A 17,932-nucleotide genomic window follows, 5' to 3' on the forward strand; every position below is an offset into this window, starting at 1 on the left:
CATCGACAGCGTCGTCGGCGGCCCAGAGCGGTCCCCGGCGAGAGGCACGCCCCAGGTACGGGCGGGCACACATGACACCTGACGAGGAGAATCACCATGACGGACGCCCCTTCACTACGGCTGAGCGTGGACGGCGAGTCCCGCACCGCGGAACAGGGCACCACGGCCGCCGATCTCTACGCGCAGCAGCGCGACGTGGTGGTGGCCTACATCAACGGTGACCTCAAGGACCTGGCGACTCCCCTGCGGGACGAGGACGTCGTGGAGCGGGTGCTCGTCAGCGATCCGGAGGGGCTCGAGGTGCTGCGGCACTCCACCGCGCACGTCATGGCGCAGGCCGTCCAGGAGCTGCGCGCGGACGCCAAGCTGGGGATCGGGCCCTACATCACGGACGGCTTCTACTTCGACTTCGACGTCGCGGAGCCGTTCACCCCGGAGGACCTCAAGAAGCTCGAGAAGTCGATGCTGAAGATCGTCAACAGGAACCAGATCTTCCGCCGCCGCAGCGTCACCGAGGCCGAGGCTCGTGCAGAGATGGCGGACGAGCCGTACAAGCTTGAACTCATCGACCTCGCTGGCGGGCCGGGGTCCGGCGCGGTGGACGAGTCCGCGGAGGGCGCATCCGTGGAGGTGGGCGGTGGCGAGCTCACCATCTACGACAACGTGGACCGCAGGAGCGGCGAGACGGCCTGGAAGGACCTGTGCCGCGGCCCGCACCTGCCGGACACCAAGCACATCGGCAATGGCTACGCGCTGATGCGCTCCGCGGCCGCCTACTGGCGCGGCAACGAGAAGAACAAGCAGCTGCAGCGCATCTACGGCACGGCCTGGCCCACCAAGGAGGAGCTGAAGGCCTACAAGGACCGCCTGGCGGAGGCGGAGCGCCGCGACCACCGCAAGCTCGGCGTGGAGCTGGACCTGTTCTCCTTCCCGGACGAGCTCGGCTCAGGCCTTCCCGTGTTCCACCCCAAGGGCGGGATCATCCGCAAGGAGATGGAGGACTACTCGCGGGAGCGCCACGCGCGCGCCGGCTACGAGTTCGTCTACACGCCGCACATCACCAAGGGGCACCTCTACGAGGTCTCCGGGCACCTGGACTGGTACAGGGACGGCATGTTCCCGCCCATGCACGTGGACGAGGAGCGGGACCCCGAGACTGGTGAGCTGGCGAAGCCGGGACAGGACTACTACCTCAAGCCCATGAACTGCCCCATGCACAACCTGATCTACCGTTCCCGGGGGCGCTCCTACCGTGAGCTTCCCCTGCGGCTCTTCGAGTTCGGGGCGGTCTACCGCTACGAGAAGTCCGGTGTGATCCACGGTCTGACGCGTGTGCGGGGCATGACGCAGGACGACGCCCACATCTACTGCACGCGCGAGCAGATGAAGGGCGAGCTGACCAGCACCCTGAACTTCGTGCTCTCGCTGCTCAAGGACTACGGCATGGAGGACTTCTACCTGGAGCTCTCCACCAAGGACCCGGAGAAGTTCGTGGGCTCGGACGAGATCTGGGAGGAGGCCACCCGCACGCTGCAGGAGGTGGCGGAGGAGTCCGGCCTGGAGCTCGTCCCGGACCCGGCGGGTGCCGCGTTCTACGGCCCCAAGATCTCGGTGCAGGCACGCGACGCGATCGGGCGCACGTGGCAGATGTCCACCATTCAGCTGGACTTCAACCTCCCCGAGCGCTTCGACCTGGAGTACCAGGCCTCGGACGGCACACGCCAGCGCCCCGTGATGATCCACCGCGCGCTCTTCGGCTCCGTGGAGCGCTTCATGGGCGTGCTCACGGAGCACTACGCCGGCGCGTTCCCCGCCTGGCTGTCTCCCGTGCAGGTGCGGGCGATCCCCGTGGCGGACGCGTTCGACGACTACCTGGACGGCTTTGCGCAGAAGCTGCGGGAGAAGGGCGTGCGCGTCGAGGTGGACACCTCCTCGGACCGCTTCCCCAAGAAGATCCGCACCGCCTCGAAGGACAAGATCCCGTTCGTGGTCATTGCCGGCGGGGACGACGCCGAGGCAGGCACCGTCTCCTTCCGCTTCCGCGACGGCTCCCAGTTCAACGGCGTCTCCCAGGACGAGGCGGTCGAGCTGATCTCCGGTCACATCGCACAGCGTGTCAACGCGGACCCCACGGCCCCCGCCCAGCCCGGTGCGGTGGACGACTCCGCAGACGGTTCCGGTGGCGGCGAGGTGCGCGTGACCGAGACGGTCGTCGAGGATTCGGCGGACGCCGCGGCGTCGGCCTCGTCCCGGAAGGCAACCGCACGCGGTGCCGCCGCCGGCGGGGCGAGCACGGAAACCGGCGAGCCGGGCGTGCCGGGGCAGCCGTGACCGGGCGGGGCCCGGCGTCGGGCGAGCAGGGCGTGGGCCGGGACGACTTCGAGCTCCCGGGCGTGCCGGACGGCTTCCAGCGGCTGTGGACCCCCCACCGCCTCGCGTACGTGCGGGGGGAGGACACCTCCGTGGAGCAGCCACCGGGCTGCCCGTTCTGCGCGGCGCCCGGGCGCCCCGACGACGAGTCCCTCATCGTGCACCGCGGGGAGCACTGCTTCGCCGTCCTCAACCTGTTCCCGTACAACCCGGGGCACGTGCTCGTGTGCCCGTACCGGCACGTCGCGGACCTCGAGGAGCTCACGGACGAGGAGCTGTGGGAGCTGAACACGCTCACCCGCACCGCAGTGCGGGTGATCCGCGACGTCGCCCAGCCGGCCGCGTTCAACGTGGGCCTCAACCTGGGATCCGCCGCCGGTGGCTCGCTGTCCGCGCACCTGCACCAGCACGTGGTGCCGCGCTGGACCGGCGACGCCAACTTCATGCCGGTGATCGCCCACACCAAACCCCTGATCCAGACCCTCGGATCCACCCGCGAGGACATCGCGGCCGCCTGGCCCGAGGACTGACCCACCGGGCCCCCGGGTCCGCACCGCGGGCGAGCGTGCCCGCTCACTAGGATGGAGCCCATGTCCAGACCACTTGTACGTGCCCTCGGCCAGGGCGTCCGCTGGGCCACGAGCCTGCGCGGCGGCGGATCCGCCTTCCCCGGCCTGTTCATGGAGAAGCTGCACCCCCGCTTCGTGTCGGAGGAGCTCGCCAAGCTGCCCCTGGGAGTGGTGGTGGTCAGCGGAACCAACGGCAAGACGACCACCACCAAGATGGCCGTGCAGCTGCTGCGTTCGCAGGGGCTGCGGGTGTTCACCAACCGCACCGGCTCCAACTTCGTGCGCGGCGTGGCCGCCTCCCTGCTCGCCGAGATGGACGCGTTCGGCCGCCTGGACGCGGACGTGGCCGTCCTGGAGCTGGACGAGGCCCACGCGGTGCACTTCGTGAAGCAGGTCCGTCCGCGGACCAGCCTGCTGCTCAACATCATGCGGGACCAGCTGGACCGTTTCGGGGAGATCGACACCACGCGGCGCATGCTGCGGCAGGTGGCGCACGCGACCACGGAGACCGTGGTGCTGAACCGGGAGGACCCTCGGATCGCCTCGCTCGCCGAGGACCTCCCGGAGGGCACCGGGGTGAGCTGGTTCGGGCTCTCTGACGCGCTGCGTCCCATGTTCCCCTCGGACGACGACATGCGCGACGGCCTGCGCCAGGTGGACCCGGGCGCCGAGGACAGCGCCGTTCCCTCGGCGGAGCGCCCGCGGGCGGACGTGGTGCTCGAGGCCGTCAACGCTCGAAGCGTTGAGCTCGACGTCGCCGGCAAGGCCTACGAGGCCACGGTGGACCTCTACGGCGTCTACAACCAGTACAACGCGGCGGGTGCGCTGGCACTCGCCCTGCAGGTGCTGGGCGAGCGCGCGGACACGGCTTCCCTGGTGGCGGAGCTCGGCAAGGTCACCCCGGCGTTCGGGCGCGGGGAGACCATCACGGTCCAGGACAAGCCCCTGCAGCTGCTGCTCGTGAAGAACCCCGCCGGCTTCCGGCTCTCCCTCGCCTCCGCCTCGGCCGAGGACTACGCGACGATGATCGCGATCAACGACCAGTACGCGGACGGCCGCGACGTCTCCTGGCTGTGGGACGTGGACTTCGACCGGCTGCGCGAGGGCGGCGTGGACGTGGTCTCCGGTGTGCGCGCGTGGGACATGGCCCTGCGCCTGGACTACGACCTCGTGCCCGTGGGCACCGTGGAGCCGGACCTGGAGACCGCCCTGCGGGACTTCATCGCGGGGTCGGGGGACCGTCCCATGCGCATCTTCTGCACCTACACGGCCATGCTGTCCCTGCGCAAGATCCTGGGCGGCATGACTCACGTGGCCGCGATCTAGGAGGACTCCGTGCCAGAGACCAGCACAGAACCGCTGCGCATCGTGCAGCTCTACCCCCGGTACATGAACATCTACGGTGACTGGGGCAACACCCTCACGCTCAAGCGCCGAGCCGAACGCTACGGGCTCGCAGTGGAGGTTCACGACCACAACCCCGGTGACCCCTGGCCGGAGCAGGCGGACCTCTTCGTGGGCGGCGGCGGGCAGGACTCGGGACAGTTCCGCGTGGCGGAGGACCTCGCGGCCGTCTCGGGGCACCTGCACGACGCTGCGGAGCGCGGTGTGCCGATGCTCGCCATCTGCGGGCTGTACCAGCTCCTGGGGAAGAGCTTCCGCACCGGCGGGGGAGAGACCCTGCAGGGCATCGGGATTTTCGACCTGGAGACGGTCGCGGGCCCCGAGCGCCTGATCGGCAACATCGTGACCGAGTCACAGGAACTGGGCACCATCGTCGGCTACGAGAACCACTCCGGACTGACCCACCTGGGCGCGGGCCAGCAACCGCTCGCCGCGGTCGTCTCCGGGGCGGGAAACGACGGCCAGGACGGCACAGAGGGCGCCCGTACGGCCAACGTGCTGGGCAGCTACCTGCACGGGTCCATGCTGCCGAAGAACCCGGCCGTCGCGGACTTCCTGCTCTCAGCCGCGCTCGAGGTGCGGGGTGAGGCCCTGCCGGAGAAGACCTTCGACGACACGCTCGCGGAGCGGGCCCGCGAGGTCGCGAGCTCTCGGCCCCGCTGACGACGCCGCCCGGCGGGGGGGGGGGGGGCTGCCCGCAGGCGCTGGTGTGACAGCGCACGGGGCACGCTCGGTATCATGGCAGTCAATCCACCACCGCGTCCGGCCCGAGCACGGCCGGACGCACTGTTTCTAGGAGGTCATCCATGTCAGGTCACTCCAAGTGGGCCACGACCAAGCACAAGAAGGCGGCGATCGACGCCAAGCGTGCGAAGGCGTTCGCGAAGTACATCAAGGGGATCGAGGTCGCGGCCCGCATGGGCGGCGCCGACACCTCCGGCAACCCGGCGCTCGAGCTCGCCGTCTCCAAGGCCAAGAAGAACTCGGTGCCCAACGACAACATCGACCGCGCCGTCAAGCGTGGTGCCGGGCTGACGGGTGAGACGATCGACTACACCGAGATCCTCTACGAGGCCCGAGGCCCGCAGGGCACCGCGCTGTACATCGAGTGCCTCACGGACAACAAGAACCGTGCGGCGTCCGAGGTGCGCGTGGCGGTGACCCGCCACGGCGGCTCCATGGCGGACTCCGGCTCCGTGGCGTACCTCTTCGAGCGCAAGGGCGTGGTCGAGGTCGCGAAGACGGACGGGCTGACGGAGGACGACGTCCTGATGGCCGTCCTGGATGCCGGTGCCGACGAGGTGCTGGACGAGTCGGACGTCTTCGAGGTGGTCAGCGAGGCCACGGACCTGCCCGCGATCCGTACATCGCTGGACGAGGCCGGGCTCGAGTACAACAACGACGACCCCCAGTTCCGGGCGACCATGAAGGTGGACCTGGACGCGGACGGTGCGCGGAAGTTCCTCAAGCTCGTGGACGCCGTCGAGGAGCTCGACGATGTGCAGAACGTCTACTCGAACGCGAACATCCCGGCCGAAGTCATGGCCGAGCTCGAGGACGACGAGTAGGACCGTGCCGCGCACCCAGGACCGCGGGGGGCGTCGGGTGCTCGCCGTGGACCCTGGCCTCACACGCTGCGGGTTCGCCGTGGTGGACATGTCCGCCCAGCGCACGGGCACGTTCGTGCACGTCCAGGTCAGCGGCACGAAGGCGGACGAGGCGCTGGAGCGGCGCGTGCTGACCATCATGGAGACCGCCGAGGAGCTGATCGAGCGCTTCCGGCCGGACGTGGTGGCCGTGGAGCGCGTGTTCGCGCAGAACAACGCCCCCACCGTGGTGGGCACCGCGCAGGCCACCGGCGTCGTCATCGCAGCGGCTGCCAGACGCGGAATCCCCGTGGCCTGGCACACACCGTCCGAGGTCAAGGCCGCGGTCACCGGTGACGGGTCCGCGGACAAGGAGTCGGTCAACCGCATGGTCGTGCGGATCCTGCGCCTGGATGCCCCGCCGCGTCCCGCGGACGCCGCGGACGCCCTTGCTCTGGCGGTGTGCCACGGCTGGCGTGGCGGCGTCTCCGGGGTCAACGCGGCCGAGCGGACCTCCACCCACTCGGGGTCCAGACCCTCCCGCGCAGGCACTGCCGGCACGCTGACCCCCGCGCAGCAGGCGTGGCGGCGGGCCGAGACGGCGTCCCGCGCGCCGGGTGCGGGAAAGCCCCGGTCCTCCGGGCACTCCGGCGGGTCTCGCTTCCGCTGACCCGCCCCGTTGCGACAGGATCGCGACGGCACGCTGGAGCATCCGGGTGTCGCTCATCATGTCCCCGGGCCTTGGTACAGTGGCCAGCAGTATTCGCACATCTGTTCGAACGTGTGCGGCTGCCCCCTCGGTGGGACGGTTGCGCACGGACGGGCGCCCCGGCGGCGGGGCCGCCGCCACTGAGACGACCCGCGCGGAGCCGGGAGAGGGGAGCGGACCGTGATTGCCTCGGTCACCGGTGAGGTGCAGTTCGTGGGGACCACGCTCGCGGTCGTGGAGGTCGCCGGCTTCGGGGTCGAGGTCCACGCGAGCACCCACACCCTCGCGGGACTGCGGGTGGGTTCCACCACGCGTCTGCACACCGCGTACATCGCGCGGAAGGACGAGTCCCCCCTGCTCTTCGGCTTCTCCCGCGCGGACGAGAAGGAAGTGTTCACCGTGATGCTCGGGGTCTCCGGGGTGGGCCCGCGCACGGCCCTGGCGGCGGTCTCCGTGCTCGGCCCGGACGACGCCAGGCGCGCGATCGCCGCGGGTGACGACAAGGCATTCACCGCCGTGCCGGGCATCGGTCCCAAGTCCGCGCGCCGGATCGTGCTCGAACTGGCCGACAAGCTTGTACTCCCCGAGCCCGCAAGCGTGCAGGGCGCCCAGCCGCAGATGCAGGTCTGGCGTGAGCAGGTCGTTGATGCCCTGACCGGTCTGGGGTGGAGCGAGAAGGACGCCGCCCGGGGCATCGACGACGCCCTGCAGACCCAGCCCGAGCTCGCCGACTCGGGCAACGTGGCGGAGATCCTGCGCGCCGTCCTGTCCTGGCTCGGCACCTCCAAGGGCACCTCTCACGCCCGCACCGGGGGGCGTTGAGCATGGCCATCGAGGACGGCGCGTCCACCGGGCAGCAGCGGCTCGTTGGTGCGGAGGGCGACTACGACGACCAGCAGCTCGAGGCGTCCCTGCGCCCGGGCACGCTCGAGGACTTCGTGGGCCAGCAGCGCGTGCGTGCCCAGCTCTCGCTCGTGCTGGAGGCGTCCAAGCTGCGCGGTCGCACGGCGGACCATGTGCTGCTCTCGGGACCCCCGGGGCTCGGCAAGACCACGCTCGCCATGATCATTGCCCAGGACCTGGACGTCCCCCTGCGGATCTCCTCCGGCCCCGCCATCCAGCACGCCGGGGACCTCGCCGCGATCCTGTCCTCCCTGACCCACGGGGAGGTGCTCTTCCTGGACGAGATCCACCGCATGTCCCGCCCGGCCGAGGAGATGCTCTACATGGCCATGGAGGACTTCCGCGTGGACATCGTTGTGGGCAAGGGGGCCGGTGCCACGTCTATCCCGCTGGACCTCCCACCGTTCACGCTCGTGGGCGCGACCACGCGTGCCGGTCTGCTGCCTGGCCCTCTGCGGGACCGCTTCGGCTTCACAGGGCACCTGGAGTTCTACTCCGTCCCGGAGCTGGAACTCGTGTTGCGCCGCTCGGCCGCCCTCTTGGACCTCACCATGACCACGGAGGCGTTCAGCGAGGTGGCTTCCCGCTCCCGGGGAACCCCCCGCATCGCGAACCGGCTGCTGCGCCGCGTGCGGGACTGGGCACTCGTGCACGGCGTGGACCGGATCGACGCGCGCGCCGCCGGCGCCGCACTGGACATGTACGAGGTGGACGTCCGTGGCCTCGACCGGCTCGACCGCAACGTGCTCTCGGCGCTCGTGGGAAAGTTCAACGGTGGCCCCGTGGGGCTGTCCACCCTGGCGATCGCGGTGGGTGAGGAGACCGAGACCGTGGAGACCCTGGCCGAGCCGTTCCTCGTGCGGGAGGGACTGCTGGGGCGCACGCCGCGCGGGCGCATCGCCATGGCGGCCGCGTGGGAACACCTGGGTCTGGAGGTCCCGAACCACGCGGCGTTCAAGGATCCGGCCCTGCGCACGGCGCTGGCCTCGAACGCGGAGCAGGAGCGGGACGCCTCCTCCTAGCCGGTCCTGTCACCGTCCAGCGGGTCACCAGATCCATCCACTAAACTTCATGCGAACCCGAGCGCGTGCTCGAATCATTCCCGCGGGTCAGCGGGCACCTGCCACGCGCGACCCCTCGCACGACGACAGAACGGATCATTTGTGACGCTCCTCGCAGAAACCCAGGAAGCTGCTGCCGGCGGAGGTGGGACCGCGTGGTTCCTGCCCGTGATGCTCGTGGTGATGGTGCTGCTGCTCTGGCTGCCCATGCGCCGCCAGAAGAAGGCCCAGGCCCAGATGAGGGCCAAGCAGGCGACCATGGAACCCGGCACGCGCGTGATGACCAGCTTCGGCCTCTACGGAACGCTGCGCGACATGGACCGCGAGCAGAACAAGGCCGTCCTGGAGATCTCCCCGGGCCAGCTCGTCACCGTGCACTCCCAGACCGTGACCACCGTGGTGGACGAGACTCCCGCGGACTCCGGGGCGGATGGGGGCGCCGTCGTCGACGGCCCTGCGGCCACCGGTACGACGACCGCGGGCACCGTGCACGACGCGTCCGGGAACACAGCCGCTGAGAACGGCAACGTCGTGACCGGCGCCGCGCGCAGTGAGTCGGACACGACCGGAACCGCCCCCGGAGGTGCAACCGCCGCCGGGAACACCGCCGCCGGGAACACCGCAGCTGGCGACGTCGCACCGGAGCAGGATCACCGGACCTGGCGCGACGCCCGCAACGGCGAGGACCGCGGTACCACCACCAACTGATCCACCCCCCCCGCTGGGACACGGGCCGATGACATCGGCCCGTTTCTCATGCGTCGACCGGCCCGTGCGGTGCCGGTGACGGGCTCGTTGAAGGACGGCTATGGCAGCACAGAAGAAGGCGTCGGGGACCCCCGGGGAGCCCAGGGGCTCCCGCTGGCGTCGGCACAGGACATCGGAGGAGACCGGCTTGCGCGCGAACGGCGCGAAGGGCGGGGGCGCTACGGCGCGGCCGCGCTCGGGGGCTGCTGCTGCTGCGGCGTCGGCCCGCAAGGCCCTGCTCGCCCTCGTGGCCGTGGTCGCGATCCTGGCGGGGGTGCTGGTCTACGGGGTCAGCACGGACCGCACGGGGTGGGGTCCGAAGCTGGCCCTGGACCTCGAGGGCGGTACGCAGATGGTGCTCTCGCCCACCCTCCAGGGTGATGACGCCGGCAAGGAGATCTCCCAGGAGCAGCTTGACCAGGCCGTGGAGATCATCCGCCAGCGCGTGGACGGCGCGGGTGTCTCGGAGGCGGAGATCACGACCCAGTCCGGGCGCAACATCGTCGTGTCGATGCCCGGCGTGCCCTCGAGCGAGACCCGCGACCTCATCCAGACCTCGGCGCAGATGGCGTTCCGCCCCGTGATCGTCACCGGCGACGGTGCGCCCACACCGGCGGACAAGCGCACGGATCCGAAGTCCATCCCGGAGCCGGACGCGAAGCCCACCAACTCCTCGGACCCCAACTGGGTGACCCGCGAGCTTTACGCCCAGTACGAGGCCCTGGACTGCACCAAGGGTCAGTCGCAGGAGGAGCGTGCCGCGCAGCCGCAGGACAAGGCCGTGGTGGCGTGCGACTCGCAGGGCGGCTCCGAGAACGGCACCAAGTTCATCCTTGGGCCGGTGGAGATCCCCGGCACCGAGATCTCGGACGCGTCCTACGCCCAGGCCACGAACTCGCAGGGCCACGCCACGGGTGGTTTCGCCGTGAACCTGCAGTTCGACGAGCAGGGCACCAGGACCTTCAAGGACCTCTCCGAGCGGCTCTACAGCCTGGGGCAGAGCAGCCAGGGCGATCCCCGCTCCCAGTTCGCCATCGTGCTGGACGGCTCCGTGATCTCCGCGCCGAGCATGAACTCCGTCATCACGGACGGCAAGGCGCAGATCACGGGCAGCTTTACGGAGGACGAGGCCAAGTTCTTGTCCCAGCAGCTGAAGTACGGTGCGCTGCCGGTGTCCTTCTCGATCGACTCGGAGCAGCAGGTCTCCGCGACGCTGGGCAGCGACCAGCTGCGCATGGGCATCGTGGCCGGTCTGATCGGTCTGGCGCTCGTGTGCATCTACTCGCTGTTCCAGTACCGCTGGTTGGGGCTCGTGACCATCGCGTCGCTCGTCGTGGCCGGTGTGCTCACGTACCTCGCGATCACACTGCTCGGCTGGGGCGCCAACTACCGGCTCTCACTCGCCGGCGTGGCGGGCCTGGTGGTGGCTATCGGGCAGACTGCTGACTCGTTCATCGTCTACTTCGAACGCATCCGCGACGAGATCCGCGCCGGGCGTACGATTCCTGCCGCCGTGGACCACGGCTGGCAGCGGGCACGTCAGACGGTGCTCGCCTCCAAGGCCGTGAACCTGCTGGCCGCGGTGGTCCTGTACTTCGTGGCCGTGGGCAACGTGCGCGGCTTCGCGTTCACCTTGGGTCTCACGGCCATCGCGGATCTGCTGGTCGTGTTCCTGTTCACGCACCCGGTCATGGTGCTGCTGGCCCGCACGCGCTATTTCGGCTCCGGCGCCAAGAACTCCGGCCTGGACCCGGAGGCCCTCGACGCCGTGCCGCTCTACCGCGGCGCCGGGCGGCTGCGCGACCCCTCCGAGAACGACGGCCTCACGATCGCCGAACGACGACGCCGCGCGGCACGCGAGGCGGCCCCCGGTGACGACACGGCGTCGTCCTCCGCCCACTCCGACACTCAGGAGGCCCAGCGATGAGCAACCGACTCGCGCGATTCGGCAACGACCTGCACAGCGGGCGCCGCTCCTACCCGTTCGTCCAGAAGCGCGGGTTGTGGCTCGCGGTGAGCCTGGCGCTCGTGGTGGTCTCCGTGCTGATCCCCGTGGTCAAAGGCGGGTTCAACCTGGGCATCGACTTCACCGGGGGATCGGAGTTCACGGTCTCCGGGGTCGAGAACACGGACGTCTCCCTCGGCCAGCGCGCCGTGGCGGGCACCCCCGGCGCGGACGAGGCCACGGTCACCAACATCGCCCCCGGCACCATTCGGGTGCAGACCCAGCAGCTCGACGACGACCAGACACTGAGTGTGAAGTCCAAGCTGCAGGACTCCTACGGCGTGGGCGAGGACCAGGTGACCTCGAACTTCGTGGGTCCCACGTGGGGTCAGGGCGTCACGCAGCAGGCGCTGTGGGGCCTGCTGGTCTTCGTGGTGCTGGCCCTCGCGCTGATGGCGCTGTACTTCCGTACGTGGAAGATGTCTGTGTCCTCGATTGCTGCGATGCTCGTGACCGTGGTGGTCACGGGCGGTGTCTACTCGCTCGTGGGTTTCGAGATCACCCCGTCCGCCGTGATCGGCTTCCTCACGGTGCTCTCCTACTCGCTCTACGACTCGGTGGTGGTCTTCGACAAGGTCCGTGAGAACACCGCGGGGCTGTTGGACGGCACCGCACCTGCGGAGCGCGCAAAGCGCACGTACGGGGAGCAGGTGAACCTGGCGGTGAACCAGACGCTCGTGCGCTCGATCAACACCTCCGTGGTGGGCATCCTGCCGGTGGGCTCCATCCTGTTCATCGGCGCCTACCTGCTGGGCGCGGGAACCCTGAAGGACCTCTCGCTCTCGCTGTTCGTGGGCATCATCGTGGGCACCCTGGCCACGCTGTTCGTCGCGGCGCCGCTGTACTCGTGGCTGCGGGACCGCGATCCCGCGGTGCGCGAGCAGACCCGGAAGGTGCTGGAGGAGCGGACCACGGATGCGCCCCCGGTGAGCTCGGACCCCGTCTCCGCCTGAGCCCGGACACCCGGACCACGGGCCCCACCAGCGCTCACGCCCCCGCGGCCCCGTGCACAGAGCACTGGGCCGCGGCATTACACTGGGTCATCAGCCGCGCCGGGCCAGGATCCCACCTCCCCGGCACCGCGGCACGGTGAGGAGGCCACGACTCATGTCCAGCACGTCCGACCACGCGGGTACCCGCGCACCCGCAGACTCACCCGCGCCCGTTTCCAGGGGATCTGCCGAGGCCACGGCCGCTGCGACGACGGCGCGCACGACGTCGTCGGCGTCCGCTCCCGCGTCTGCCGAGGTTGTCGGCACGACCACGGGTCACGCCACATCGCTGGGGTCGGCCCCCACGTCCGCCGTGGGAACCAGCGTGGCCGCCGACGGCGCGTCGCGCGCGGCCGGCGGTCAGCGCACCGCCGTGGCCCGCGGGGACTTCAGCGGAACCCACTTCGTGCTCCCGGCCTCTCGCCCCGTCTTCGGCCGCGCCGTGTTCCCCGGTCGCAGCGAGAAGACCCGCTCCACGCTGTCCGTGCTGAGCGGGGAGTCAGTGCCCAGTTCGCCCGTGCTCGTGCCGCTGCTGCGCACGGTGCAGAACTCGCACCCCGAGCAGGACCTCAGCGTGCTGGAGCGCGCCTTCGCCGTGGCGGATGCGCACCACGAGGGCCAGAAGCGCAAGTCCGGGGACCCGTACATCACCCATCCGGTGGCAGTGACCACGATCCTCGCGGAGCTCGGCATGACGGGTGCGACCCTGGTGGCCGGGTTGCTGCACGACACGGTGGAGGACACCTCCTACACGCTGGACGAGCTGCGGGCGGAGTTCGGCGAGGAGGTCGCCGAGCTCGTGGACGGCGTGACCAAGCTGGACAAGATCCAGTACGGGGAGAACGCCCAGGCCGAGACCGTCCGCAAGATGATCGTGGCCATGGCCAAGGACATCCGGGTGCTGGTCATCAAGCTTGCGGACCGCCTCCACAACGCCCGCACGTGGCGCTTCGTCTCCTCCGAGTCCTCGGGCCGCAAGGCGCGCGAAACGCTGGAGATCTTCGCGCCCCTGGCCCACCGGCTGGGCATGAACACGATCAAGTGGGAACTCGAGGACCTCTCCTTTGCCGCGCTCTACCCCAAGGTCTACGACGAGATCGTGCGCATGGTGGGGGAGCGGACCCCCGAGCGGGAGCGGCACCTCGCCCAGATTCGTGGAGAGATCGGCGAGGCGCTGGACGCCTCCGGGATTGAGGCGACCATCACGGGCCGACCCAAGCACTACTACTCGATCTACCAGAAGATGATCGTGCGCGGGAAGGACTTCGACGAGATCCACGACCTGCAGGCTGCGCGCGTGCTCGTGAACTCCGTGCGCGAGTGCTACGCGGCCCTCGGTGTGCTGCACGCAAAGTGGCGGCCGCTGCCCGGGCGGTTCAAGGACTACATCGCCATGCCCAAGTTCAACATGTACCAGTCGCTGCACACCACGGTGATCGGACCGAACGGGCGGCCCGTGGAGATCCAGATCCGCACCCACGAGATGCACCGCAGGGCGGAGTACGGCGTGGCGGCGCACTGGAAGTACAAGGACAAGGTCAACCAGGCGAACTCCGCCACGCCCAAGGCCAAGGAGGGCGAGCTGAACTGGCTCAGCTCCCTGGTCTCCTGGCAGGAGGAGGCCAAGGACTCCTCGGACTTCCTGGACTCGCTGCGCTACCAGATCAACACCGCCGAGGTGTACGTGTTCACGCCCAAGGGTGAGGTCATGGCCCTGCCCGCGGGTTCCACGCCGGTGGACTTCGCCTACGCCGTGCACACGGAGGTGGGCAACCGCACGATCGGTGCGCGGGTCAACGGCAAGCTGGCACCGCTGTCCTCGACGCTGCAGCACGGGGACCGGGTGGAGATCCTCACCTCGAAGTCGGAGCAGGCCGCGCCCTCCCAGGACTGGCTCAAGTTCGTGGGCTCCCCGCGCGCCCGCACCAAGATCCGCCAGTGGTTCTCCAAGGAGCGGCGCGAGGAGGCGATCGAGCGAGGCAAGGACATGCTCACCAAGGCCCTGCGCAAGCACCACCTGCCGTTGCAGCGCACGGTCACGAGCGAGTCGCTGCTCGCGGTGGCGCAGGACTTCAACCGCGGGGACGTGGCCGCCCTCTACGAGGCGCTCGGCTCGGACGCGGTCAGCGCCCAGCAGGTGGTGGAGAAGCTGCTGGAGCACCTGGGCGGTGCGGACGGCACGGAGGAGGACCTCACGGAGGTCACGCGTGTCACCAAGCCGGTGCGGTCGGGCGTGGCGGATGCGGGAGTGCTCGTGCAGGGCGCCTCGGACGTCTACGTGAAGATCGCCCGCTGCTGCACGCCAGTGCCCCCGGACGAGATCGTGGGCTTCGTGACCCGTGGTTCAGGGATCTCGGTGCACCGGGTGGACTGCGCGAACATGAAGGCGCTGCCGGAGGGAGACAACCGGGTCAAGCAGGTCTCGTGGGCTCCCACGCAGTCATCGCTGTTCCTCGTGGAGATCCAGGTGGAGGCGCTGGACCGCAAGTCCCTGCTCTACGACGTCACGCGCGTGCTCTCCGAGAACCACGTGAACATCCTCTCCGCCCAGGTGCACACCTCTCGTGCCCGTCTGGCCATCTCACGCTTCTCCTTCGAGATGGGGGACACCCGGTACCTGGACCACGTGCTGAACCAGGTCCGGCGGATCGACGGCGTGTACGACGTGTACCGCGTGTCGGGCCACCAGCCCGTGGTGTCCTGACGCCAGCCCGGGCGGGCGCCTACTTCCTGGGCCTCCGGCGTGCGGTCCGGCGGGTGAGCGGTCTGGCAGGTGATCGGCCCGGGAGCGCACGCCTTCCCGGGCCGGGCCGTTCGGCGTGGTCAAGCTCCACCGAGATTCTCAGGTCCCGGTGACCGCCGCGGGCTGCACCGTTCGGCCCTGTGCCTCGGTCTGCATCCCCCGTGACAGCTTGCGCACCCGCGTGAGCGCCGCGCGCCGTCCGGGGGTCTTGGGCAAGGTCTCCAGGCCGAGGCGGACGTCCTGCGGAGTGCACCGCAGCCGTGAGGCGCTCATGAGGGCCAGCAGGGCGGCGTCGCCGGCGGGGCCCGGAACGTACAGCGCGATGTCCAGGGCCGTGCGCCGAGGAGACGTCAGAGAAATTCCGCGCAACGTCACGACGTCCTCCGGAGCGAAGCTCGTCTGGTGCAGCACGATCCCCGGCGGAACGGTGGCCGTGGTGCGCGCGCTCTTGTCCACGAGCACGGGCAGCGGCGAGGGCTCCCGCGCGCAGCGGTAGAACCACGCCGCACCCAGCCGCCCCAGCACACCCCGGCGCTGCAGGTTGCCCGGCACCACCCGGCTCAGCACCACCGCCCGCAGGGAGTCGGTGACGGGCTGGGACGCGTGCACGTGGGCGTCCAGCAATTCGCGGCGCAGCACACCGTCCACGGTCATGGCGTGTAGCTCCGCGCGGCTGAACGGGTGGCCGGGCAGGAACACGGTGAACGCGCCGTCGTAGCGGGAACCGGAGGGGCGCAGCGCGGGGGCGAGGGAGGTCATGGACCCATCCCACCCCACGAACCGGCGCCACGGCAGACCCGCGCCGCACCTGTGGAGAACCCACGAGAAGCGCCCCCGTCCGGCGGACCGGAACGGGGGCGCTGGCCGTGAAAAGCTCGGAACCGGGCGCTCTCACCAGGAGACCCGGGACGGCACGCCGTCAGCGGTGCCGCCCCGGGGCGGGCCTCAGCCCAGTTCGGAGGCGGAAGTCTGCAGCGTGGCGAGCCACTGCTCGCTCGTAGCCAGGTCCTTCTCCAGGGAGGCGGCCTTCTTCTCGTTGCCGGAGGCGCGGGCGGTCTCGACCGCCGCGCGCTGGTCCGCGATCTTGTTCTCCAGCTGGGAGAGCATCGAGTTCGAGCGCGCCTTCGTCTCCGGGTCGGTGCGACGCCACTTGTCGTCCTCCGCCTTCTTGACGGCGTCCTCGACGGAGCGCAGCTCGTTCTCCACCCGGCGCATGTGGGCGCGCGGCACCTTGCCGGCCTCCTCCCAGCGCTGCTGGATCGAGGCGAGCTTCTTCTTGGCGGCCTCGAGGTCCTTGACCGGCAGGATCTGCTTCGCCTCGGCGAGCAGCTTCTCCTTCACGCCCAGGTTGCCCTCGAACTCCTTGTCGATCTGCTCGTTCGCGGCCTTGCGGGCGTTGAAGAAGACGTCCTGCGCCGCGCGGAACCGGGCCCACAGGGCGTCGTCGTCCTTGCGGGAGGCGCGCGGGGCCTGCTTCCAGCGGTCCATGAGCTCGCGGTACTTCCCCGCGGTCTCGCCCCAGTCCGTGGAGGAGGACAGCGCCTCGGCCTCGGCGATCAGGGCCTGCTTGACACGCTTGGCTTTGGCGTTGGTCTCGTCCAGGGAGGAGAAGAACGCCTTGCGGTGGCGGTCGAACGTGGTGCGCGCCTTGCGGAAGCGCTTCCACAGGGCGTCCTCGTCCGACTTGGACAGCCGCCCGCCCGAGCGCTGGTGCTCCTGCCACTGCGTGAACAACTGCTCCATCCGGGCCGAGGACCGCTTCCACTGGGTCTTCTCGGGGTCCTGGCCAGCAACCTCCTCTGCCTCCTCCACGATGGCCGTGCGGCGGGCCAGCTGCTCGGCCCTGTGCTTCTTCGACTCCTCCCGCTCGCGCTCCAGTGCCACGCGGATGGCGTCCTCGAGCGTGTCCAGGCGCGTGGAGAGGTCCACGAGGTCACCCACCATGGCGTGCGCGTCCACCTGCTCCCGCACGTGCTGGACGGTCTTGCGCATGTCGCCAGCAGGGGCCTTTGCGGCGATGCGCTGCTCGAGCAGCGCGACCTGCGCCTCGGCGTCGTCGAACTTGCGGGCGAAGTAGACCAGGGCCTCGTCGCTCGTGGCGTCCGGGAACTGGCCGCACTCGTACTCGGTGCCCTGGACGGTGACGTAGACGGTGCCGTTCTCGTCCGCGCGGCCGAAGCGCTTGGCACGGGCCACGGACTCGGCCGGGGAAAGCGCGGCGGGCGCGCTCTCCGCGGCAGTCCCGGGGGTCGACGTCGCGGCGGCCGGGGTCTTCAGGGCCGCGGGGCTCGGGGTCTTGGGCGCGGCCGGGGTGGGACGTCCGGCGGCCGACGGCGACGGCGCACCCGGCGTGGGAGCCGACGGCCGCGGGGTGGGCGCGGGCGTCGCGGGAGCGCTGCCCGTCTCTGCCGCGGTGGCCGTCTCGGGCGCAGCAGCGGTCTCTGGTGTCGCAGCGGTCTCGGACACAGCTGCGTCGTCGGACGCGTCGGCGGCGTGGTCCACCGGTGCAGGCGCCGCCGGGGCGGCGGAGGACTCGGATGCGGGAGTCTCAGCCGCGGGTGTCTGGGGGGAGCGCTCCTCGGGCGCCTCGGGGGTCTGCGGTCCCTGCTCGGGACGGCGGTCGTCGGATTCAGGACGTTCTGTCACCGCTACAACTCTTTCTGCACGGCCTCGCCGGAAGGGCTCTGTGGCGCTGCTCACCCGGCGGGGGCTCCATTGGTGGACACGGCCATCCTAACGAGGGGCGCGCCCTAGAATGGCCGCAGACACCGTCACGACCGTCCCGGGTACCGTGCCGAGGGCGAACACGGCCGGTGGCCCACCCACACCGAGGAGTTCCACCC

14 protein-coding genes are annotated in these 17,932 nt (G+C 70.2%); 12 read left to right on the plus strand and 2 right to left on the minus strand.

The window, feature by feature from the left end:
• The first annotated feature begins 96 nt into the window (after positions 1-96).
• The 12 genes from thrS to ABD264_RS01075 all read left to right on the plus strand — a co-directional run bounded on the left by thrS (position 97) and on the right by ABD264_RS01075 (position 15,050).
• Complete coding sequence (thrS, locus tag ABD264_RS01020) at positions 97-2,331, plus strand: threonine--tRNA ligase (protein ID WP_425554271.1); 2,235 nt, start codon at positions 97-99, stop codon at positions 2,329-2,331.
• Entirely contained in the window at positions 2,328-2,900 is a 573-nt protein-coding gene (locus tag ABD264_RS01025) for an HIT family protein (protein ID WP_144942868.1), read from the plus strand. Before thrS ends, ABD264_RS01025 begins: the two co-directional genes overlap by 4 nt.
• 51 nt (positions 2,901-2,951) lie before the next feature.
• Entirely contained in the window at positions 2,952-4,265 is a 1,314-nt protein-coding gene (locus ABD264_RS01030; RefSeq protein WP_144942869.1) for a Mur ligase family protein, read from the plus strand.
• 9 nt (positions 4,266-4,274) lie between these two features.
• Positions 4,275-5,006: a type 1 glutamine amidotransferase gene (locus ABD264_RS01035; protein WP_344203647.1), complete on the plus strand. Its 732-nt coding sequence runs from the start codon at positions 4,275-4,277 to the stop codon at positions 5,004-5,006.
• 143 nt (positions 5,007-5,149) lie between these two features.
• Positions 5,150-5,911, plus strand: a complete 762-nt coding sequence (locus ABD264_RS01040; protein WP_144942871.1) for a YebC/PmpR family DNA-binding transcriptional regulator — start codon at positions 5,150-5,152, stop codon at positions 5,909-5,911.
• 4 nt (positions 5,912-5,915) lie between these two features.
• Positions 5,916-6,599 (plus strand): crossover junction endodeoxyribonuclease RuvC, encoded by a 684-nt coding sequence (gene ruvC / locus ABD264_RS01045; RefSeq protein WP_144942872.1) that lies wholly within the window; start codon positions 5,916-5,918, stop codon positions 6,597-6,599.
• A gap of 219 nt (positions 6,600-6,818) precedes the next feature.
• On the plus strand, positions 6,819-7,460 hold the full coding sequence (gene ruvA / locus ABD264_RS01050; protein WP_344203650.1) for a Holliday junction branch migration protein RuvA: 642 nt from the start codon (positions 6,819-6,821) through the stop codon (positions 7,458-7,460).
• Between the two features lie 2 nt (positions 7,461-7,462).
• The gene (gene ruvB / locus ABD264_RS01055) at positions 7,463-8,563 is read left to right on the plus strand and encodes a Holliday junction branch migration DNA helicase RuvB (RefSeq protein ID WP_344203653.1); all 1,101 of its coding nucleotides are present in this window, start codon (positions 7,463-7,465) and stop codon (positions 8,561-8,563) included.
• Between the two features lie 141 nt (positions 8,564-8,704).
• Positions 8,705-9,310 (plus strand): preprotein translocase subunit YajC, encoded by a 606-nt coding sequence (locus ABD264_RS01060; protein WP_344203655.1) that lies wholly within the window; start codon positions 8,705-8,707, stop codon positions 9,308-9,310.
• A 100-nt stretch (positions 9,311-9,410) separates the two neighbouring features.
• Positions 9,411-11,276, plus strand: a complete 1,866-nt coding sequence (secD, locus tag ABD264_RS01065) for a protein translocase subunit SecD (protein WP_303105436.1) — start codon at positions 9,411-9,413, stop codon at positions 11,274-11,276.
• Positions 11,273-12,307: a protein translocase subunit SecF gene (secF, locus tag ABD264_RS01070; RefSeq protein WP_144942876.1), complete on the plus strand. Its 1,035-nt coding sequence runs from the start codon at positions 11,273-11,275 to the stop codon at positions 12,305-12,307. Before secD ends, secF begins: the two co-directional genes overlap by 4 nt.
• Before the next feature lie 154 nt (positions 12,308-12,461).
• A complete protein-coding gene (locus ABD264_RS01075) occupies positions 12,462-15,050 on the plus strand; it encodes a RelA/SpoT family protein (protein ID WP_260983378.1) in 2,589 nt (862 codons plus the stop codon).
• 138 nt (positions 15,051-15,188) lie between these two features.
• Here the strand turns inward: ABD264_RS01075 and ABD264_RS01080 are convergent, their stop codons facing one another.
• Positions 15,189-15,848, minus strand: a complete 660-nt coding sequence (locus tag ABD264_RS01080; protein WP_344203661.1) for a type IV toxin-antitoxin system AbiEi family antitoxin — start codon at positions 15,846-15,848, stop codon at positions 15,189-15,191.
• A gap of 186 nt (positions 15,849-16,034) precedes the next feature.
• Entirely contained in the window at positions 16,035-17,735 is a 1,701-nt protein-coding gene (locus ABD264_RS01085) for a DUF349 domain-containing protein (RefSeq protein WP_244944795.1), read from the minus strand.
• Positions 17,736-17,932: the final 197 nt, after the last annotated feature.

The sequence above is a fragment of the Kocuria salsicia genome (genome assembly GCF_039532055.1).
GTDB lineage: Bacteria > Actinomycetota > Actinomycetes > Actinomycetales > Micrococcaceae > Kocuria > Kocuria salsicia.